Here is a 19361-nt window from a genome sequence, read left to right as displayed (position 1 = left end):
AATCTAGTCTTCAGCGATTAATGGATTCCGAGGAATTTAAAGATAAAAAAATGAGTTATTTACAAGTTATCAACATTTAATAAATCGATGAACTGAGTGTTTTTTGCTTTAAACGCATCATTCTATTGTTATACACGCGCTCTAAAGCAGAATTTATGTCCTGATGTTTAGGTGTAAGTTCTGTTAATTTACCATTGCTGGTAGTGGTCACTTGTTTTTTACAACACTTGCAAGTGTATTCCTTAACGTGATTGGTCACTTTTTTTGTGACTCGATAGTTGTGACCGAAAAGATCACAGTATAGTTTAGTTGGAGTCATGGTAGGTTATGTTTAAGGTTTATTTTTTAAATACCTTATAAACCTAGAAAAAAGTTTTCAAAAAAACGTCAAAAGCAATTTAATTTTCGATAAAGTGTTTTAAAAAGTAAGATAAATCTGATTTATTTTCAATATGGCTCATATGACCTTCTGATAAAACTTCTAAATCGATAGTAGTATCCTCAATTTTTTTCATCAAATGGGATTTATCAATAAGATTATCTTTCTCACCAATTATAATCAGTTTTTTGCCTTTCAAGTTTTTTAAGATTTCTAATCTGTTTTTTCGTCGCATCATACCTTCTTGCGCTGCAATATACCCTTGAAGCGGAGTTTGTAATGCTAATTTCAAGGCTTTTTCGTAATCGGAAGCATAGGTTACTTTGCTTTCTTCAGTAAACAAATTAGCAAAAGACAAGCGCACTAAACTTTCATATTGGGTTTGTGCCATTTTTATAGCACGTTTTCTTAAGGTTTTTCGCTCATTGTCATCAGCTTCAAAAGTTGAATTCATCAAACAGACACTAGAAACCATATTTGGTTGTAATTCAGCTAAAGCCAAAGCAACATAACCTCCCATGCTGTGACCTATAAATTTAGCTGAGTTGATGTCTAAATGATTCAGCACGGCCAAAACCGCTTCAGCCATAGCTTCCATAGTGTGGATGTAACCTAAGCAATCTGTTTTTCCATGGCCTAGCAAATCTATTTGAATAACGGTATGAGATTTGGTGAATTCTGGAACAAAGTCATTCCACATATCTAAATTCTCAAGGAAACCATGTAGTAAAACAAGCGCATCGCCTTTGCCAGAAACCTCATAGTTAATGACACTATTTTTGTATTCTAAAGTCATGAGGGCAAAGATAGGTTTCAAAAGCTACTTTTGCGACTTCATCATAATCATTTTAGTATATTTGGTAGCTTTCAAAATTAAAACTTGAAATACATGAAACGCAATCTCATTTTTACACTTATATGTTTTGTTGGAGTATTTTCCCTTCAAGCACAAATTAAAGAACAACAACTTGATAAACTTGTTGAGAATACTTTAAAAACCTTTGATGTTCCTGGAATTTCGGTCGGTATTTTTAAAGATGGTGAAGTGGTATATGCCAAAGGTCATGGAGTACGCTCTTTAACCAATAAAAAAGATATGAATGCCGAAACGTTGGTTGGAGTAGCGTCTAATAGTAAGGGGTTTACCTGCTTTGCTTTAGCCATGATGATTGATGAAGGTAAATTGAATTGGGACGATCCCGTTAGAAAACACATTCCAGAATTTCAGTTATACGACTCTTGGGTAACTGAGAATTTTACAGTTAGAGATTTGGTAACACATAGAAGTGGTATGGGATTAGGTGCAGGTGATTTAATGTTTTTCCCAGAAGGCAATGATTTTAATGTTGAAGATGTTATTAATAATGTAAAATATTTAGAACCAGAAACCTCGTTCAGAAGTAAATTCGCCTACAATAACAATATGTTCATTATTGCGGGTGAAGTTTTAAAACGTGTTAGTGGATTAACTTGGGAAGAATTTATTGAAACCAAAATCATGAAACTTGTTGGCATGACAAGTTCTAAAGCGTCTTACAACAGAGTGACGGACAAATCGAATATTATTGATGCGCATACTAGAGCAGAAGGTGAAGTTATTCAAATTCCACACGATTGGAGTGAAACCGCAAATGCAGCAGGTGGTATAATGAGTAATGTGTCAGATATGTTGACTTGGGCTAAATTTTTAATGAATGAAGCCGTAACCGAAAATGGAGAGCGTTTATTGAGTGAAGAACAATTTCATGAACTTTGGCAGTTGCAGACTCCATTAAAAGTTAGTGCTAACGATTCGTACGATTCTAACTTTAGAGGTTATGGTTTGGGTTGGTTTGTGACTGACGTTAAAGGAGGCTACAAACAAGTGTATCATACAGGAGGTTTAATTGGTACTGTTACCCAATTCACTATGATTCCGGATTTAGATTTGGCTATTGTGGTACTGACCAATCAAATGAATGGCATGGCTTTTAACACTATTACTAATACTATTAAAGATTCATATTTAGGGTATGAAGATCGTCATTGGTTAGAAAAATATGGAGCTAGAAATAGAGATTACTTAAAGTATAACGACAGCATTAAAGCTGAGGTTTATAATAATGTAGAAAAGGCTAAAAAGCAAGTATCACTTCCAAGTCCAGAACAAATTGTAGGTACATATACTGATGATTGGTTTGGTGACATTACCATATCTCACGATGGTAAATCATATAAAATTAAGTGTGAGCGTTCTCCAAGATTATTCGGTGAGTTATTACCATACAATGCTACTACGTCTGTGGCAAAATGGAACGACAGAAGTTACGATGCCGATGTTTTTATGCAATTCACATTTAATGAAAAGGAAGAAGTCGTTTCTGCAACGATGAAACCAATTGCTCCAATAACAGATTTTAGTTTCGACTTTCAAGATTTAGAGCTCAAAAAAACAAAATAGGATTACAATCGCTAGAATGCCATGAAGTATATGGGAAGCAAAGCGCGCTTTGCTAAAGACTTATTGCCAATTATTCTAAAAAATCGAAAACCGAATCAGGTGTATTTAGAACCTTTTGCAGGTGGTATGAATATGATTGATAAAGTAGATGGCATTCGTATAGCTAATGATCAGCACGAAGAATTGATGGCTATGTGGCAAGCCTTAATTTTTGAGAATTGGGATCCACCAAAATCAGTTTCTGAAGAAGAATACAGACACATAAAATACAACCCTAATGAATATCCAAAACATTTGGTGGCTTATGTAGGGTTTAATTCGTTTGGTGGCAAATGGTTTGCAGGTTACCGTCGCGATAAACAAGGTAAGCGCGATTATTGGTCCGAGCATTACCGAAACATTACCAAGCAAGTACCAAATCTCCAAGGGATTAAATTGCGTTGTCAATCCTATACCGATTTAGAAATTCCTGATGAAAGTATTGTGTATTGCGATCCTCCCTATGCATCAACTACGAAGTATAGAGATAAGTTTAATCACAAAGAATTTTGGGAATGGTGTAGACAGCAAAGTAAAGCTGGTCATAAGGTTTTTATCAGCGAATACAATGCACCAGATGATTTTGAATGCATTTGGGAAAAAGGCTCAAAAACTACATTTTCTTGGCATGCTGAAAATCTATCGACTAAGGAAAGTGTGGAGCGACTTTTTGTTTTTAAAAAGTAAATAGTTCTCGATACAATTTTTCATCCTTCAAAATCACTCGAACTGACGAAAGGTTTTAGTTAAGTAAGTCACTTCGAGTGAATCTAGAAAACAGTGTTTTGTAGATTAGTATCGAGAAGTTATCCGTTATTCAAATTCTTAATCGCTGAAAACGCCTGATCCACCAAATGATTTTCAACCAAAACCGTAAACTCATTTGTGGTTGAAATCACCTCATAAAGTGAAATACCTTCCCAAGCAAAACGCTTAAAAATCTGGTAATACAATCCCGAAATTTTAGAATTATTTTCAGGCAAACGAATACTAATGGCCGACAAATTATCTTGCATGCCAATTTGGTTTTCAGCTTTAAAAGTTTCTAAAACCAACTGTTTTTCAGAAGCTGACACCACAATATTACTTTCGTAAATGCCTCTCGAGAAGCCATAAAAAGCTTTTGGATTAAAATTCCCCAAAACTTTAGCATGACTTTCAATCAAAGTGTCTGAATTCTGAAACGTGAAATCCACAAGATTAGAGCGTACCGTAATATCACCTAGTTGATTGAGAATGTTCTTTAATTTTTGTGATTGACGTAAATGTATTGGTGGATTGTAACGTCGTAACGCCATCATAATCGCACCTGTTTTTACAGGCTTTCGTAACATGTTGCTAATAGGTTGCTGCAACTCTTCAGATAAGGCTGAAAAGTTAATGATTTGCCTAAACAAGGCTTCTTCTAAAAAAGGTTGGGTAATGAGTATTTCCTCAACGCAAGATGCTATAGTTTTCATATATTTTGTGTCATTCCTGATTGTCTTACTGAGCTTGTCGAAGTGAAATCAGGTATCTATTTTTAGTTATTCCGTTAAATGTGTTATTCCGTACTTGATACGGAATCTATTTCTTAATTAGTCGTCACTTCGAGTGAATCTAGAAAACTGTGTTTTGTAGATTAGTATCGAGAAGTTAAATAAGCTAGATAGTTCTCGATACAATTTTCCGTGCTGCTTTGGCAAGCTTAGCAACTACTCAAAATTACTTGAACTGACGTTCATCAAAAGTTATAATTAAGTTCTTATGTTATTTATTTAACAATATGTGCAAAAATAAACTATTTCTTTAATTTTTATGTTTCTCACGAGTAACACTTATACATTTGCTTAAAAATTTGAGAATATGTTAGTATATAAATTTGGTGGCACATCAGTAGGTTCGGTAGTGAACATGAATCATGTAAAGGATATCATAAATACCAAAGACCAAAAAATAGTGGTTTTATCAGCTATGTCTGGTACCACAAATGCCTTGGTAGAAATTTCGAGATTAATTGAAGTTGGTGAGGGAGATGCTGCCAAAGCGCATATAAAAACATTGCATGACACTTACACAAGCGTTGTAAACGATTTATTGCAAAACGAATCGTTACGACAAGACGTTCATCATTATATCAATACCAGATTCGAAATACTTTCAAATGCTGTTAATATGTTATTTACTCAATTGTTACATAACGAAATTGTAGCTAATGGAGAGCTGTTGTCTACCTATATGTTTAGTCGCTTATTGCAACAGGAGGGTTTTAAAGCAAGACTTTTACCAGCTTTAGATTTTATGCGAATCGATAGTCTTAATGAACCCGATAATTTCTATATCAAACAAAACTTAAACCGTTTAATAGAAAGTTCGGATGCGGCTGATATTTATATCACACAAGGGTTTATTTGTTTAGATGCTGAAGGCAAAGTAACCAACTTACAACGTGGTGGAAGCGATTACACAGCAACCATAATTGGTGCAGCTATTGAAGCCGATGAGGTCCAAATCTGGACAGATATTGACGGTTTCCACAATAACGACCCACGTTACGTTAACGATACACAAGCCTTATCGCATTTGTCGTACGATGAAGCTGCTGAGTTGGCTTATTTTGGAGCTAAGATTTTGCATCCGCAAACCGTAATGCCAGTGCGTCAACTCGATATTCCATTACGACTAAAAAACACTATGGCTCCACAAGCACATGGCACGTTAATTACCAACCAAATTCATGGTGAAGGCATTAAAGCCATTGCAGCCAAAGATGGCATTACAGCTATAAAAATTAAGTCGGTACGTATGCTGTTAGCACACGGCTTTTTAAAGAAAGTGTTTGAAGTCTTTGAGCGTTACGAAACCTCAATAGATATGATTACCACGTCTGAAATTGCGGTCTCTTTAACCATCGATAATACCACGCATTTAAAAGCCATAACCGAAGAATTAGAGCAATTTGCTACTGTAGATATAGACGATTATATGAGTATTGTCTGTTTGGTGGGCAACCATATTATTTACCATCCTGATACGCCAGAACTCTTCCAGGTGTTACAAGATGTTAATGTACGTATGATTGCCTATGGTGGTAGCAACAACAATATTTCACTTTTAGTAAATACTAGTGATAAGTTAGAAACTTTGCAGAAGTTACAACGTTATGTTTTTGAAGGGAAGGGTGTTGGGGTTTAAGATTCTCTAATTAAGAATTTCCTTAATAGCTATAAAATGATGATGAATTCCATTTATAGCCTTGATTGCAGAATATTTAGCCAAAAACTCTTTATCGTTTACAAATTCTTCAAGCATGGACTCAATTATGTAGTTTTTTATAGCTTCTTCAGAGGTTGCTCCTTTTTGATTTCCAACATGATTTTTATTTTTAAAAATAGCATATAGCATTTTTTCGAATGTTTATTTATATGTTATTAGATTGATTTGATAGTTGCAATATACAAAAAATGATACTTATTGTATGTTGAAAGCTGCATACAATAAGTATAGTTTTGGTTTATGGTGAATCAATTCATACTTAAAGAGTTTGGAAATCGAATACGTTTTTTACGAAACGAAAAAAATCTTAGTCAAGAAGAACTATCCTTTGTTACAGGTTTTCATAGAACTTATATCGGAATGATTGAACGTGGTGAACGCAATATTTCGTTGACCAATATTTTGGTTTTTGCTAAAGCATTTGAATTACATGTTGATGAGTTATTAGATTTTAGAAAGTCTAACTCAAAATTATCCTTTAAAGATTATCAATTTAAAAAGGATGATTAGATGAATAGAGCATATTATAAAAACTCAATAACCGAATTTTTAAAAGAAGACTCTAGTTTAATTCTTGGAAAACTAAGTCTAAATCACACAAATCGTTCTCTTGAAGATTTACAAAGAAATGCATGGGTTAAGCAGATTGAAATCCTAAAAAAAGAGTTGATAGGCTTAAATGGTTCTTTGTATTTCGAATTTCAGATACCTAGAATGGGTAAACGTGTTGATAATATAATTATAGTTAATGATTATGTGTTTGTCTTAGAGTTTAAGGTAGGTGATGATTCATTTGGAAAAAACGCGCAACTACAAGTAATAGACTATTGTTTGGATTTGAAAAATTTTCATGAAGGAAGTCATTTTGCAAAATTAGTTCCGCTTTTAGTAGCAACTAATGCATATGATTCTGAATTTAACTTAGAAGAGATTCTTAATCATAATGAAGTTGTAAAATGTAGCCAAATAGGAATAAGAAATGCGATAAATACAATTACCAAGTCTTCAAATGAAGTAATTGATGTGTCAGAATGGGAGAATTCAATTTACAAACCAACACCAACTATTGTTGAAGTTGCTCAAGCACTTTACAAAGGGCATAAGGTTGAAGAAATATCAAGACATGATTCAGGTAACATAAATCTCAACAAGACATCAAATTATATTAGCAATGTAATTGAGCAATCTAAGCAAAATAGTAAAAAGTCTATCTGTTTTATTACAGGAGTTCCTGGAGCAGGAAAAACTTTAGCTGGTTTAAGTATAGCTAATGATAGAATGCGCTCACAAGAAGATGAACATGCTGTGTTTTTGTCTGGAAATGGTCCTTTGGTTGAAGTGTTGCGAGAAGCTTTAGCCAGAGACTGTGTAATAACATCTAAAGAAAAAGGGGAACGTGTTACAAAAGATGAAGCAAAGAGAAGAACGAGTGCTTTTATTCAGAATATCCATCACTTTAGAGATGAATATCTAAAGTATATCATTGAGCCAACAGAAAAAGTGGTTGTTTTTGACGAAGCGCAAAGAGCTTGGTCTAAAGAGCAGGTACGCTCTTTTATGAAGCGGAAGAAGGGTATTGAAAATTTTGAAATGTCAGAGCCAGAGTTCCTAATTGATGTAATGAATAGACACAAAGATTGGTGTACTATTGTTTGCTTGATTGGAGGAGGTCAAGAAATTAATACTGGAGAGGCTGGTCTAGAAGAGTGGATAAGAGCATTTGAAAAAAACTATAAAAATTGGGAAATTCATTTTTCAAACTCAATAGTTAATAGTTCAAATTATATAAAAGAAGAAAAGCAAAGAATTTGGTTAAGAGAAAACGGAGTCTCTGAAACTGATTTACACTTAGCAGTTTCTGTTCGCTCATATAGGTCAGAAAAAGTTTCAGAATTTGTACATGAGTTATTAGAATTAAATAAAGCTAGAGCAAAAGAGCTTTATTCAGAAATAAAAAAACCATTCCCTATTTACTTAACAAGGAATGTAGAAGTTGCTAAAAAATGGTTAAGGCAACAAAGTAAAGGAACAGAGAGGTATGGATTAGTAGCTTCTTCGGGTTCAAGAAGGTTAAAAGCTATAGGTATTAATGTCAAAAATGAAATTTCTGCACCAAATTGGTTTTTAAATCCAAGTGAAGATATTCGTTCATCTTATTTTTTAGAAGATGTTGCAACTGAATTTGATATACAAGGTTTAGAAATTGATAGAACATGTTTGATTTGGGGAGCTAATTTCTATTTGCAAAATGATAATTGGATTTACCAAAACTTTAAGGGTAGTAAATGGCAAAATATAAACAAAGAAGTTGATAAAGAATATCTTAAAAACTCTTATAGAGTATTGTTAACAAGGGCGAGACAGGGAATGATTATTTGTGTTCCTAATGGTTCTGATATTGACCATACAAGACCAAAGAACTTCTATGATAAAACTTATGATTATTTGAAAGAAGTCGGAATAGAAGAATTAAAGTGATAAAAATTCATTTAAAATTGGGATATCTGCTTCTGCCCAATCCAAATTTAGCAACTCTTCTTTCCTTGCTAAAAGGAAATTCGAGTGTTCTTTTAAAATTAAATCTCCGGTTAAGTAATTAGCTATAAAAGGAATTAATTTGATTTTAAAATCAGAATACTCATGTGTAACTGGAGTTAATCGTTTTGTAACCTGAATTTCAATGTTTAATTCTTCTTTAACTTCTCTTTTGATACAATCAATTTCAGTTTCGTTTGATTCTAACTTGCCACCAGGAAATTCCCATTTCAAAGGGAGTTTCATCTTATCGCTTCTTTGAAAAGCATAAATTTTATCATCCTTTAAAATGATAGCACAAGTGACAAGTATAACTTTCAATATTTTTAAGAATTCATCAACTCCTCAATCTCTTCAGCTTCAATTGGGATATTTGCCATTAAGTTAAATGGTTCACCTTGTTCTTGTATCACTACATCATCCTCTAAACGGATACCAAAACCTTCATCTGGAATATAAATACCAGGCTCTACAGTAAATACCATGTTAGCTTGCATTGGTTCGTGTAGTAAACCATAATCGTGCGTATCTAAACCAATATGGTGACTTGTACCATGCATAAAGTACTTTTTATACGCTGGCCAATCTGGGTTTTCGTTTTGTACATCGGCTTTATCCAATAAACCAAGACCTAATAATTCTGAGGTCATTAATTTACCAACTTCCACATGATATTGTTCCCAAAGTGTGCCAGGAACCAACATTTTGGTCGCTTCGTTTTTTACACGTAACACAGCATTGTAAACCGCTTTTTGGCGTTCGGAAAACTTACCGTTTACTGGAATTGTTCGGCTTAAATCACTAGAGTAATTCGCATATTCGGCAGCCGTATCAAACAGAATTAAATCTCCATCTTTACACTGCTGGTTGTTTTCAATATAGTGTAATACGTTGGCATTGTTTCCTGAAGCAATAATTGGAGTATAAGCAAAACCTTTAGAACGATTTCTTAGGAACTCGTGCATCATTTCGGCTTCAATTTCAAACTCCCAAACACCAGGTTTTACAAAGCCTAAAACTCTTCGGAAGGCTTTTTCAGTAATATTACAAGCCTTTTGCATTAAGTCGATTTCTATAGGATCTTTTACAGAGCGTAAACGTTGTAAAATAGGATTGCTTTTCGCTACGGAATGTGCAGGATATAGATTCTTTAACCATTTGGTGAAACGATCTTCACGAGTTTCGGTTTCTACATTAGCTCTGTAGTGTTCGTTAGTGTTAATATAAACCGTGTCGCATTGGGTCATCAGTTCAAACATTATTTTTTCTAGGTCTTGTAACCAATACACGGTTTTTACACCAGAGGTTTCAAAGGCTTTTTCTTTGGTGAGTTTTTCACCTTCCCAAACAGCAATATGATCGTTGGTTTCTTTTAAGAATAAGATTTCACGATGCTTTTCTTTTGGGCAATCTGGGAAAATAACCAAAATACTTTCTTCCTGATCTACACCACTGAGGTAAAAAATATCACGATGCTGTGCAAAAGGCAAGGTGCTGTCTGCACTCACAGGATAAATATCGTTAGAATTAAAAACGGCTAAACTGTTTGGCTTCATTTGGGAAGCAAAGTTTTTACGGTTTTTTATGAATAGGTTACGGTCTATAGGATGGTATTTCATTTTGAAAAATAATTTAAAATTTGATAAGTCTTTTAACGTCAGTTCGAGTGGTTTTCTTGCATTGCGATTTCAGAGAAATCCAAGAAAATTGTATCGAGAACAAGTGCGACATAAAAATTTCTATTCTCGATACAAATTTTTGTAAAAGGCAAAAATTCACTCGAATTAACGAAATTTTTAAGAGCATACTTTAATGCTTTCGAACACCTCAACTTGACGATAAAGTTTCGTTTTTTCAAAAATAAACAAAGTAAAGTGCAAGCCCAAGCAAGTTGTGATAATCTGTTAAACTTTATAATCAAATTTTGAGGATATATGGATTAATGGTTAAATTCAGCAATCTTTAATTGCTGTCACATTGAGCACTGTCGAAATGTAATTGAACAATATTTTTTAAAATTAGTTCTCGACTGCGCTCGAACTGACAATAGAAACTAAAACCAACCAACATGTCTAAAACTAAATTCCTATCGTTTGCATTTGTCGTAAGTTCTTTAATGGCATTGGCACAACAACCAGCAACGTCTGCTGAAACTGTGAAAGCAGCCTTAGCTCAAAAACAAAGCATGACTGAAACCTCTTTGGTAAAAAATGTGCCTTTTAAAAACATTGGGCCAACCATAATGAGTGGTCGTGTGGTAGATGTGGATGTGAATCCGGAAATGCCATCGGAATTTTATGTTGGTTATGCGTCTGGTGGTGTGTGGCATACCACAAATAATGGAACCACCTTTACGCCAATTATGGATAATGCGACAACCCAAAACGTTGGTGATATTGCTGTGCATTGGCCAACCAGAACCATTTATGTTGGTACAGGCGAAAATAATGCGTCGCGTTCATCGTATGCTGGTATTGGGTTGTTAAAATCTACAGACAATGGCAAGACCTGGGAAAATTTAGGATTGATGGATGCGCATCATTTTGCACCGATTTTAATTCATCCAAATAATCCTGATGTGGTAACTGTAGGTGCTACAGGACATTTATATTCGCCAAACAAAGAGCGTGGTGTTTACAAAACGACTGATGGAGGAAAAACGTGGAAACTAACCCTTTTTATAGATGATGAAAGTGGTATTATCGATTTGCAACACAGCCCAAAAAATTACGATGTGATGTTTGCGACATCTTGGACTAAAGATCGTAAAGCATGGAATTTTACAGGAAATGGAAACAATTCAGCTATCTATAAAAGTACAGATGCTGGTGAAACTTGGACAAAAGTGTCTACCGAAAAAAGTGGTTTTCCAACAGGTGAAGGAGTAGGAAGAATTGGTATAGCAGTATTCAATGATGATGTAGTATATGCAGTTCATGATAGCCAATTTAGACGACCAGAAGAAAAGAAAAAGGAAGACAATACGGACTTGACAAAAGAAGATTTCAAAACCATGTCAACAGCTGATTTTTTGGCTTTAGAGGATAAAAAACTGAATGCGTTTCTAAGAACTAACGGCTTTCAGGAAAAATACAGACCTGAAAATGTGAAGCAAATGGTACGTTCTGGCAACGTAAAACCTATTGATTTAGCAAAATATTTGGAAGATGCTAACTCTATGTTGTTCGATACTCCTGTTGTTGGTGCTGAGGTGTATAAAAGTACTGATGGTGGCAAAACATGGAAGAAAACACATGAGGATTATTTAGATGGTATTTACTACAGCTATGGCTACTATTTTGGACATATCCATGTGTCTCCAGTCAATGAAAATGATATTTATATTTATGGTGTGCCGATTGTTAAATCTAAAGATGGAGGAAAAACATGGACATCCATCAGTGCAGAAAATGTGCATGCCGATCATCATGCGCTTTGGATTAATCCTAAAAATCCTAATCATTTAATTGATGGTAATGATGGAGGTATTAATATTTCTTACGATGATGGCGAAAACTGGATAAAGAACAATTCGCCTTCGGTAGGACAATTTTATGCCATCAATGCGGACAACGAAAAACCATACAATGTTTATGGAGGTTTACAAGATAATGGTGTTTGGGTTGGTGCACACAATGCGCGCGAAGATAAGGCTTGGCATCAAGAAGGTCAGTATCCATGGAAATCTATAATGGGAGGTGATGGTATGCAAATTCAAATTGACAGTAGAAATTCAGACATCGTTTATACAGGTTACCAATTTGGAAATTATTACAGATTAAATCTTGAAACTGAAGAACAGAAATACATTCAGCCTAAGCATACTTTAGGTGAAAATCCATATCGTTTCAACTGGCAAACACCAATTTTATTGTCTCCTCACAATCAGGATATTTTGTATTTGGGTGGTAATAAATTAATGCGTTCTATGAACCAAGGTAACGATTGGGAAGCCATTAGTGACGATTTAACCAATGGAGGCAAAAAAGGAAATGTGGCTTATGGTACATTGACGTCTATTTCAGAAAGTCCGTTTCAATTTGGATTAATTTACACAGGAAGTGATGACGGTTTGGTTTATGTTTCTAAAAATGCAGGTGGCAGTTGGGCAAACATTTCAAATACTTTCCCGAAGGATTTATGGGTGAGTCGTGTCATTGCGTCGCAACATAAAAAGGAACGTGTTTATGTGACTTTGAATGGTTACCGATGGGACGATTTTAAAGTCTACGCTTACATGAGTGATGATTATGGACAAACTTGGAAAGACATCAGTGGCAACATACCAGCATCTCCAGTAAATGTAATAAAAGAAGATCCCAAAAACGAAAATATCTTGTACTTAGGAACCGATAATGGAGCCTATGTGTCTTTTGATATGGGCAACTCTTGGAACATCTTTGCCGAAGGTTTGCCAAATGTTGCCGTTCATGATATTGTAGTTCAGGCAGAAGCTAATGATTTATTATTAGGAACGCACGGACGAAGTATTTACAAGACTAATATTTCGGCCTTACAGAATGTAAATTCAGAAATGGAAGCCAAAGCCATAACATTTTTCGATATGGAGTCTATACGACATTCAGGTCGTTGGGGAAGTTCTTGGGGAAGATGGTACGACGCTTTTGAGCCTAAAACAACCATTCAGTTTTACAGCAATGCTTCAGGTACAAAAACCTTAAAAATCTTGTCAGAAAACGGAGCAGAATTAAACAGCATGTCTGTTGATGTTGTTAAAGGATTAAACTATGTAGATTATGATTTAACATTGACGGAAAAAGGAAAAAAAGCGCTTAAAAAAGAAGATAAAAATATTGAGTTTAAAGAAACAGGTAATAAGAAAGATTACCTCCCAAAAGGAACTTACACAGTAAAAATTGGTGATAGCTCTACAACGCTCGAAATAAAGTAATGGATGAACAGGAACACTATATTTCTGTAAAGCCTTCAAGCAAGAGTTTACAGAACTATATTGCGTATTATTATTTCAATTTTTCTAATCGAGACGACTATAAAAAGCGATACATTTTTTATCCGCATTTTAGGAATGCCATTACCGTTTACAAGCGTTCAAAAATCAGTTTTTCAAAAACGGGATCTATTGTGGTGCCTGATGCATCCAAAGAGTTTGAAATTATTTACACAGGGATTCATAATGAAAGTCGAACAGGTGAAATAAAAGCACCTTTTGATAAAATTGGCATTGTGTTTCAGCCATTGGGAATCAATAATTTCATGAAAGTCCCTTTTGGTGATGTTGTTACTGAAAACCCGATTAAGGACTTTGACTATTTTGGAAATAATTTTGAAGTTGCTCTAAAAAAAGTTTACGACACCAATAATGTAGATGAAAAAGTAGCTGTGTTAGATGCCTTTTTTAAAAATGAACTCAACCCTTTAGCTGAAGCTAGAATTATTAAAGCAGTCAACTATTTGTTTGAAGAAGATTTAACCATCCAAGAATTGTCTGAAAAATTGCAATTGAGCAGAAAAACAGTGCTTCGGTTGTTTAGGAAACATCTTAATTGTTCACCAAAAGAATTCTCTAATTTGGTGAAGTTTAGAAAAGCCATAGAAATTTATCGGAAAGGAAATTCCAACTTAACAGAATTGGCGCATGCTAATAAATATTATGACCAATCTGATTTTATAAAACACTTCAAAAAAGCAACAGGTTTTAATCCCAAAAAATTCTTTTCTGGGATTTCTCATTTGGGTACAGAAGACACGTTTTGGACACTTTTAAAAAATTAACTGTCCCATTTCTACAATTTTTATACAAGCAAGGCTGATAGATTTGCGATATGTTTTTAATAAATCATCATATCATGAAACGAACTTTTAGCCTCATAGCCATACTTTTTACATGCATTGTGTCTGCTCAACAATACAGCGGAATTTCAAAATCTCATAAAATAGCATCTACGGTTTTTGATACCGAACGTGAAATAAGAGTATTTGTGCCATTTTCTTACACCGAAAGTTATACACAGAAATACCCAACAATATATCTTTTTGATGCGCAATTCGATGCCTTTTTTGATATGACAGCAGGTTTAATGGATTATATGGCACAAATTGGTGAGCTCAATGAGTTTATTGTTGTTGGCATAAAAACAGAACATAGACCAAAAGAGTTTACTCCAATGTACGTTAACGAAAAAACTAAAACCGATTGGGAAGATGTAGAAATCGGTAAGTCAGAACTTTTGGAAAATCATTTAAAAGAGGAGGTCTTTCCTTTTGTTGAACAGAATTATAGAGTAGAGCCTTTTAAGATGGCAATAGGTCATTCTTTAGGTGGAACTTTTGTGCTCAACACTGTGTTCTCGCAACCTGATTTTTTTCAGGCAATAATTGCGATAAGTCCCAATTTATCTTACGATTATGAGCAGTTGATAAAAGCGTTTGACGACTACTTTAAGTCTAACGAAAGTCTGAATAAATTAATTTATATGTCGGCTGGTACTATTGGAAATATGGAAAATAGATTCCGAAAATCAGCACAGAAATTAGATAACATTATTGAATATCATAATCCAGAAGATTTAAACTACACGTTTAGAATTTTTGAAGGTGAAAATCATTCCACCACACCAATCTATACCATTAGTAATGCCTTTAAAGAAGTTGCGAAAATCTGGACGATACCAGAAGACCAAAAGCAAAAGATGCTAGAGGATAAATCAAAATTTTTTGTTGACGATTTAAAGGGTTTTTACGCAGAGTTATCTGTTTGGGCGAATTACGATGTAAAGCCAGGTGTAGATGAAGCTAATGGCTATGGCTACTTTTGCTTGAATGCCGAGAAAACAGAAGAAGCCTTAAAAGTTTTTGATTGGGCATTAGAGTTGTATCCAAATGATGCTAATCTTTATGATAGTAAAGCGGAAGCATTAGAAAAAAGTAATGATTTAAAACAAGCAAAAAACTACTACAAAAAGGCTATGGTTGTTCTAGAAAACACCAAAGATCAGTACGATCCTGAGAACTATGAATATTACAAGTCGATGTTTAGTGAGCATTTAGAAAATCTAAAAAACAAGAAGTAGAACCACTCTAATTATATTCATTCTAAATAATTAATTATAATACAGCGCAGTTGGCTAAAAACCATTTGCGCTGTATCTTTGTAAGACTAACAACTAAGATTAGATTTACAATGAGCGGAATTCTAAATTCGTCGATTGGAAGAAAGTTTGCCATGGCACTTTCGGCATTCTTCCTTATGATTTTTTTACTTCAACATTTTGCAATTAACAGTCTTTCAGTATGTAGCCCAGATACTTTTAACGAAGTGTCTCACTTTATGGGAACATTTTGGGTTATTCAATATCTGTTGCAACCCGTTTTAATTTTTGGTGTGATTTTCCATTTCATCATGGGATTTGTGCTAGAAATAAAAAACAATAAAGCAAGACAAATCAGTTATGCAAAAAATAATGGTGGTGCCAATTCTACGTGGATGAGTAGAAACATGATTTGGAGTGGAGGTTTTATCCTTGTGTTCTTAATCATTCACTTTATAGATTTTTGGATTCCAGAAATCAACACGAAATACATCGTTGGTGATATGTCTGGTACATTGCCAAATGGTGAGTTTAGATACTACGAAGAATTAGTACATAAATTTGAACCAATCTGGAGAGTAGCACTTTATTGTGTTGGTTTTGTATTCTTAGCATTACACTTACTTCACGGTTTTAATTCGGCTTTTCAATCTGTTGGTGCTAACAACAAGTACACAAAAGGTTTAAGAGGATTTGGTAAGTTTTATGCAATAGTGATTCCTTTAGGATTTATTGTTATTGCATTATATCATCATTTTAACCACTAAAAAATTTCTCATATGGCTTTAGATTCTAAAATACCTAATGGACCACTTGCAGATAAGTGGACAAATCATAAAAATAATATTAACCTTGTTAATCCCGCTAACAAAAGACTTATAGATGTTATTGTTGTTGGTACAGGTTTAGCAGGAGGTTCTGCAGCTGCAACTTTAGCAGAACTAGGCTATAATGTAAAAGCATTTTGTTTTCAAGATTCACCAAGACGTGCGCACTCTATTGCGGCTCAAGGTGGAATTAATGCAGCAAAAAATTATCAAGGAGATGGTGATTCTACATACAGATTATTCTACGATACTGTAAAAGGTGGAGATTACCGTTCTCGTGAAGCAAACGTATATCGTCTTGCTGAGGTTTCAGCAAATATTATAGACCAATGTGTGGCGCAAGGTGTGCCTTTTGCTCGTGAATATGGTGGACTATTAGACAACCGTTCTTTCGGTGGTGTATTAGTTTCTAGAACATTCTATGCAGCAGGTCAAACAGGTCAGCAATTATTACTTGGTGCTTATTCAGCACTTAACCGCCAGATTGGACGTGGTAAAGTGAAAATGTATAACCGTCACGAAATGCTAGACGTGGTTATTGTTGATGGAAAAGCAAGAGGAATCATCACAAGAAACTTAGTTACTGGTGAAATTGAGCGTCATTCTGCTCATGCTGTTGTTTTAGGTACAGGAGGTTATGGTAACGTATTCTTCTTATCAACCAATGCCATGGGAAGTAATGTTACTGCAGCTTGGAAAGCGCACAAACGTGGAGCGTATTTCGCAAACCCATGTTATACACAGATTCACCCAACATGTATTCCAGTTACGGGAGATCATCAGTCTAAATTAACATTGATGTCTGAGTCACTTCGTAATGATGGTCGTATTTGGGTACCTAAGAAAATGGAAGATGTAGAAGCGATTAGAGCAGGTAAATTAAAGCCAACTCAAATTGCTGAAGAAGATAGAGATTATTACTTAGAGCGTCGTTACCCAGCCTTTGGTAATTTGGTGCCTCGTGATGTAGCATCGCGTGCAGCTAAAGAACGTTGTGATGCTGGTTATGGTGTAAATACAACTGGTGAAGCGGTTTATTTAGATTTTGCTTCAGCATTTATGCGTTACGGAAAAGAACAAGCACACGTTAAAGGTTTAGATGAAAACGATGAAGCTTTAGTTAAAAAATTAGGTCAGGAAGTGGTGAGAACCAAGTATGGTAACTTATTCCAGATGTATGAGAAAATCGTAGATCAGAATCCATACGAAACACCAATGATGATTTATCCAGCTGTGCATTACACTATGGGTGGTGTTTGGGTAGATTATAACCTTCAAACTACAGTGCCAGGATTGTACTGTATTGGTGAAGCTAATTTCTCAGACCATGGTGCTAACAGACTTGGTGCTTCGGCATTAATGCAAGGTTTAGCAGATGGTTATTTTGTATTGCCTTATACTATTGGTGATTATTTATCTCACGATATTAGAACAGGACCTATCTCTACAGATTCACCAGAATTTGAAGCTGCAGAGAAAAGTGTAAGAGAAAATATTGAGCATTTAATCAATAATAATGGTTCACATTCTGTAGATCATTTCCACAAAAAGCTTGGTAAGATCATGTGGAATAAGTGTGGTATGGCAAGAAATGAAGCAGATTTAAAATCAGCTATTACAGAAATTGCTGAACTACGTGCAGAATTCTGGAAAGATGTAAGAGTTCCTGGTACTAATGACGAGTTTAACGAAGAGTTAGCTAAAGCGCTTAGAGTTGCCGATTTCCTAGAACTAGGTGAACTGTTTGCTAAGGATGCGCTTTTAAGAGAAGAATCTGCTGGTGGACACTTTAGAGAAGAATATCAAACAGCTGAAGGTGAAGCAATGCGTAGAAAAGAATTCCAATATGTTTCTGCATGGGAATATAAAGGTGAACCTAAAGATGCGGTGTTACATAAAGAAGATCTTGTTTACGAAAATATTGAAGTAAAAGAAAGAAGTTATAAATAAAAGGAAAGCTATGAATTTAACGTTAAAAATTTGGCGTCAGAAAAACGCAAGCGACAAAGGAAAAATGGTAGATTATCCTGTAAGTGATATCTCTCCTGATATGTCTTTCCTTGAAATGTTAGACGTTTTAAACGAACAATTAATAAATAAAGGTGAAGAGCCTGTGGCGTTTGACCACGATTGTAGAGAAGGTATTTGCGGAATGTGTTCCCTATATATCAATGGTGAAGCTCACGGACCAGATAGAGGTGTAACAACATGTCAATTACACATGCGTATGTTCAAGGATGGTGATACGATTACAATAGAGCCATTTAGAGCAACAGCATTCCCAGTAATAAAAGATTTAGTTGTTGACAGATCTTCATTCGATAGAATACAACACGCAGGTGGATTTATCTCAGTAAATACTTCTGGTAATACTATAGATGCTAACGCTATTCCTGTAAATAAGCATGATGCGGATGATGCGTTTGCTGCGGCAACATGTATTGGTTGTGGTGCTTGTGTGGCAAGCTGTAAAAATTCTTCTGCAATGTTATTTGTGGGAGCTAAAGTATCTCAATTTGCTTTGTTACCACAAGGACAAGTTGAAGCAACTGATCGTGTATTAAACATGGTGAAGCAAATGGACGAGGAAGGTTTTGGTAACTGTACAAATACAGGTGCTTGTGAAGTGGAGTGTCCAAAAGGTATTTCTCTTGAAAACATTGCACGTATGAACCGTGAATATTTAAAAGCAGCTTTTAAAGGCTAAATAAAGCTTATTTAATCTTATAATATTAAACCTCAAGTTATTAACTTGAGGTTTTTTTGTAACATAAAGTCATATTTTTCGTCTTTTATTATAGCATCTAATCAATCAA

17 protein-coding genes are annotated in these 19361 nt (G+C 34.7%); 11 read left to right on the top strand and 6 right to left on the bottom strand.

The genetic code is table 11. The features are described from left to right. Positions 1-76 precede the first annotated feature (76 nt). Positions 77-319, bottom strand: a complete 243-nt coding sequence (locus AC2H4K_RS06800; RefSeq protein WP_281140548.1) for a DUF1660 family phage protein — start codon at positions 317-319, stop codon at positions 77-79. A gap of 79 nt (positions 320-398) precedes the next feature. Further along, positions 399-1175, bottom strand: coding sequence for an alpha/beta fold hydrolase (locus AC2H4K_RS06795; protein WP_281140547.1), 777 nt, complete (start codon positions 1173-1175; stop codon positions 399-401). Positions 1176-1268: 93 nt separating this feature from the next. On the opposite strand from AC2H4K_RS06795, the gene AC2H4K_RS06790 reads away from it, so the two are divergent. Together AC2H4K_RS06790 and AC2H4K_RS06785 are read left to right on the top strand one after the other, a co-directional pair. Continuing rightward, positions 1269-2819 (top strand): serine hydrolase, encoded by a 1551-nt coding sequence (locus tag AC2H4K_RS06790; RefSeq protein ID WP_281140546.1) that lies wholly within the window; start codon positions 1269-1271, stop codon positions 2817-2819. A gap of 30 nt (positions 2820-2849) precedes the next feature. Then, the gene (locus tag AC2H4K_RS06785; RefSeq protein ID WP_493742996.1) at positions 2850-3545 is read left to right on the top strand and encodes a DNA adenine methylase; all 696 of its coding nucleotides are present in this window, start codon (positions 2850-2852) and stop codon (positions 3543-3545) included. 119 nt (positions 3546-3664) lie between these two features. On the opposite strand, the gene AC2H4K_RS06780 is transcribed toward AC2H4K_RS06785, so the two are convergent. Then, on the bottom strand, positions 3665-4318 hold the full coding sequence (locus tag AC2H4K_RS06780) for a hypothetical protein (protein ID WP_493742995.1): 654 nt from the start codon (positions 4316-4318) through the stop codon (positions 3665-3667). A gap of 385 nt (positions 4319-4703) precedes the next feature. On the opposite strand from AC2H4K_RS06780, the gene AC2H4K_RS06775 reads away from it, so the two are divergent. Further along, positions 4704-6032: an aspartate kinase gene (locus tag AC2H4K_RS06775; protein WP_493742994.1), complete on the top strand. Its 1329-nt coding sequence runs from the start codon at positions 4704-4706 to the stop codon at positions 6030-6032. A gap of 6 nt (positions 6033-6038) precedes the next feature. Here AC2H4K_RS06775 and AC2H4K_RS06770 read toward each other — a convergent pair whose 3' ends face one another. After that, the gene (locus AC2H4K_RS06770) at positions 6039-6242 is read right to left on the bottom strand and encodes a hypothetical protein (protein ID WP_281140542.1); all 204 of its coding nucleotides are present in this window, start codon (positions 6240-6242) and stop codon (positions 6039-6041) included. 111 nt (positions 6243-6353) lie between these two features. Between AC2H4K_RS06770 and AC2H4K_RS06765 the strand changes: the two genes are divergently transcribed. Continuing rightward, positions 6354-6623, top strand: coding sequence for a helix-turn-helix domain-containing protein (locus tag AC2H4K_RS06765; RefSeq protein WP_281140541.1), 270 nt, complete (start codon positions 6354-6356; stop codon positions 6621-6623). Further along, positions 6624-8591, top strand: coding sequence for a DUF2075 domain-containing protein (locus AC2H4K_RS06760; RefSeq protein ID WP_493742993.1), 1968 nt, complete (start codon positions 6624-6626; stop codon positions 8589-8591). It begins immediately after the preceding gene. Here the strand turns inward: AC2H4K_RS06760 and AC2H4K_RS06755 are convergent. Next, a complete protein-coding gene (locus AC2H4K_RS06755) occupies positions 8583-8969 on the bottom strand; it encodes a (deoxy)nucleoside triphosphate pyrophosphohydrolase (protein WP_493742992.1) in 387 nt (128 codons plus the stop codon). The two genes, AC2H4K_RS06760 and AC2H4K_RS06755, sit on opposite strands and share 9 nt — an antisense overlap. A gap of 5 nt (positions 8970-8974) precedes the next feature. Further along, a complete protein-coding gene (locus tag AC2H4K_RS06750) occupies positions 8975-10267 on the bottom strand; it encodes an aminopeptidase P family protein (protein ID WP_493742991.1) in 1293 nt (430 codons plus the stop codon). A gap of 449 nt (positions 10268-10716) precedes the next feature. Between AC2H4K_RS06750 and AC2H4K_RS06745 the strand changes: the two genes are divergently transcribed. From AC2H4K_RS06745 to AC2H4K_RS06720, 6 genes are all read left to right on the top strand, one after another. Continuing rightward, the gene (locus tag AC2H4K_RS06745; RefSeq protein ID WP_493742990.1) at positions 10717-13560 is read left to right on the top strand and encodes a VPS10 domain-containing protein; all 2844 of its coding nucleotides are present in this window, start codon (positions 10717-10719) and stop codon (positions 13558-13560) included. Further along, positions 13560-14402: a helix-turn-helix domain-containing protein gene (locus AC2H4K_RS06740; protein WP_281140536.1), complete on the top strand. Its 843-nt coding sequence runs from the start codon at positions 13560-13562 to the stop codon at positions 14400-14402. The genes AC2H4K_RS06745 and AC2H4K_RS06740 overlap by 1 nt, the downstream gene beginning before the upstream one ends. Before the next feature lie 74 nt (positions 14403-14476). After that, on the top strand, positions 14477-15700 hold the full coding sequence (locus AC2H4K_RS06735; RefSeq protein WP_281140535.1) for an alpha/beta hydrolase-fold protein: 1224 nt from the start codon (positions 14477-14479) through the stop codon (positions 15698-15700). Between the two features lie 110 nt (positions 15701-15810). After that, positions 15811-16485 (top strand): succinate dehydrogenase cytochrome b subunit, encoded by a 675-nt coding sequence (locus tag AC2H4K_RS06730; RefSeq protein WP_243473554.1) that lies wholly within the window; start codon positions 15811-15813, stop codon positions 16483-16485. Positions 16486-16497: 12 nt separating this feature from the next. Beyond that, entirely contained in the window at positions 16498-18495 is a 1998-nt protein-coding gene (locus AC2H4K_RS06725) for a fumarate reductase/succinate dehydrogenase flavoprotein subunit (RefSeq protein WP_281140534.1), read from the top strand. A gap of 10 nt (positions 18496-18505) precedes the next feature. Next, positions 18506-19252 carry a succinate dehydrogenase/fumarate reductase iron-sulfur subunit gene (locus AC2H4K_RS06720; RefSeq protein ID WP_281140533.1) on the top strand — a complete coding sequence of 249 codons (747 nt, stop codon included), beginning with the start codon at positions 18506-18508 and terminating at the stop codon, positions 19250-19252. The last annotated feature ends 109 nt before the right edge of the window (positions 19253-19361 follow it).

The sequence above is a fragment of the Winogradskyella sp. 266wxhm genome (assembly GCF_058964685.1).
This window is presented reverse-complemented; position numbering and strand designations above follow the sequence as displayed.

Coding starts and splice junctions, on each gene's coding strand:
- AC2H4K_RS06740 (WP_281140536.1), top strand. CDS start 13,560: ATGGATGAACAGGAACACTATATTTCTGTAAAGCCTTCAAGCAAGAGT.
- AC2H4K_RS06730 (WP_243473554.1), top strand. CDS start 15,811: ATGAGCGGAATTCTAAATTCGTCGATTGGAAGAAAGTTTGCCATGGCA.
- AC2H4K_RS06785 (WP_493742996.1), top strand. CDS start 2,850: ATGGGAAGCAAAGCGCGCTTTGCTAAAGACTTATTGCCAATTATTCTA.
- AC2H4K_RS06780 (WP_493742995.1), bottom strand. CDS start 4,318: ATGAAAACTATAGCATCTTGCGTTGAGGAAATACTCATTACCCAACCT.
- AC2H4K_RS06745 (WP_493742990.1), top strand. CDS start 10,717: ATGTCTAAAACTAAATTCCTATCGTTTGCATTTGTCGTAAGTTCTTTA.
- AC2H4K_RS06800 (WP_281140548.1), bottom strand. CDS start 319: ATGACTCCAACTAAACTATACTGTGATCTTTTCGGTCACAACTATCGA.
- AC2H4K_RS06765 (WP_281140541.1), top strand. CDS start 6,354: ATGGTGAATCAATTCATACTTAAAGAGTTTGGAAATCGAATACGTTTT.
- AC2H4K_RS06770 (WP_281140542.1), bottom strand. CDS start 6,242: ATGCTATATGCTATTTTTAAAAATAAAAATCATGTTGGAAATCAAAAA.
- AC2H4K_RS06760 (WP_493742993.1), top strand. CDS start 6,624: ATGAATAGAGCATATTATAAAAACTCAATAACCGAATTTTTAAAAGAA.
- AC2H4K_RS06795 (WP_281140547.1), bottom strand. CDS start 1,175: ATGACTTTAGAATACAAAAATAGTGTCATTAACTATGAGGTTTCTGGC.
- AC2H4K_RS06790 (WP_281140546.1), top strand. CDS start 1,269: ATGAAACGCAATCTCATTTTTACACTTATATGTTTTGTTGGAGTATTT.
- AC2H4K_RS06725 (WP_281140534.1), top strand. CDS start 16,498: ATGGCTTTAGATTCTAAAATACCTAATGGACCACTTGCAGATAAGTGG.
- AC2H4K_RS06750 (WP_493742991.1), bottom strand. CDS start 10,267: ATGAAATACCATCCTATAGACCGTAACCTATTCATAAAAAACCGTAAA.
- AC2H4K_RS06735 (WP_281140535.1), top strand. CDS start 14,477: ATGAAACGAACTTTTAGCCTCATAGCCATACTTTTTACATGCATTGTG.
- AC2H4K_RS06775 (WP_493742994.1), top strand. CDS start 4,704: ATGTTAGTATATAAATTTGGTGGCACATCAGTAGGTTCGGTAGTGAAC.
- AC2H4K_RS06720 (WP_281140533.1), top strand. CDS start 18,506: ATGAATTTAACGTTAAAAATTTGGCGTCAGAAAAACGCAAGCGACAAA.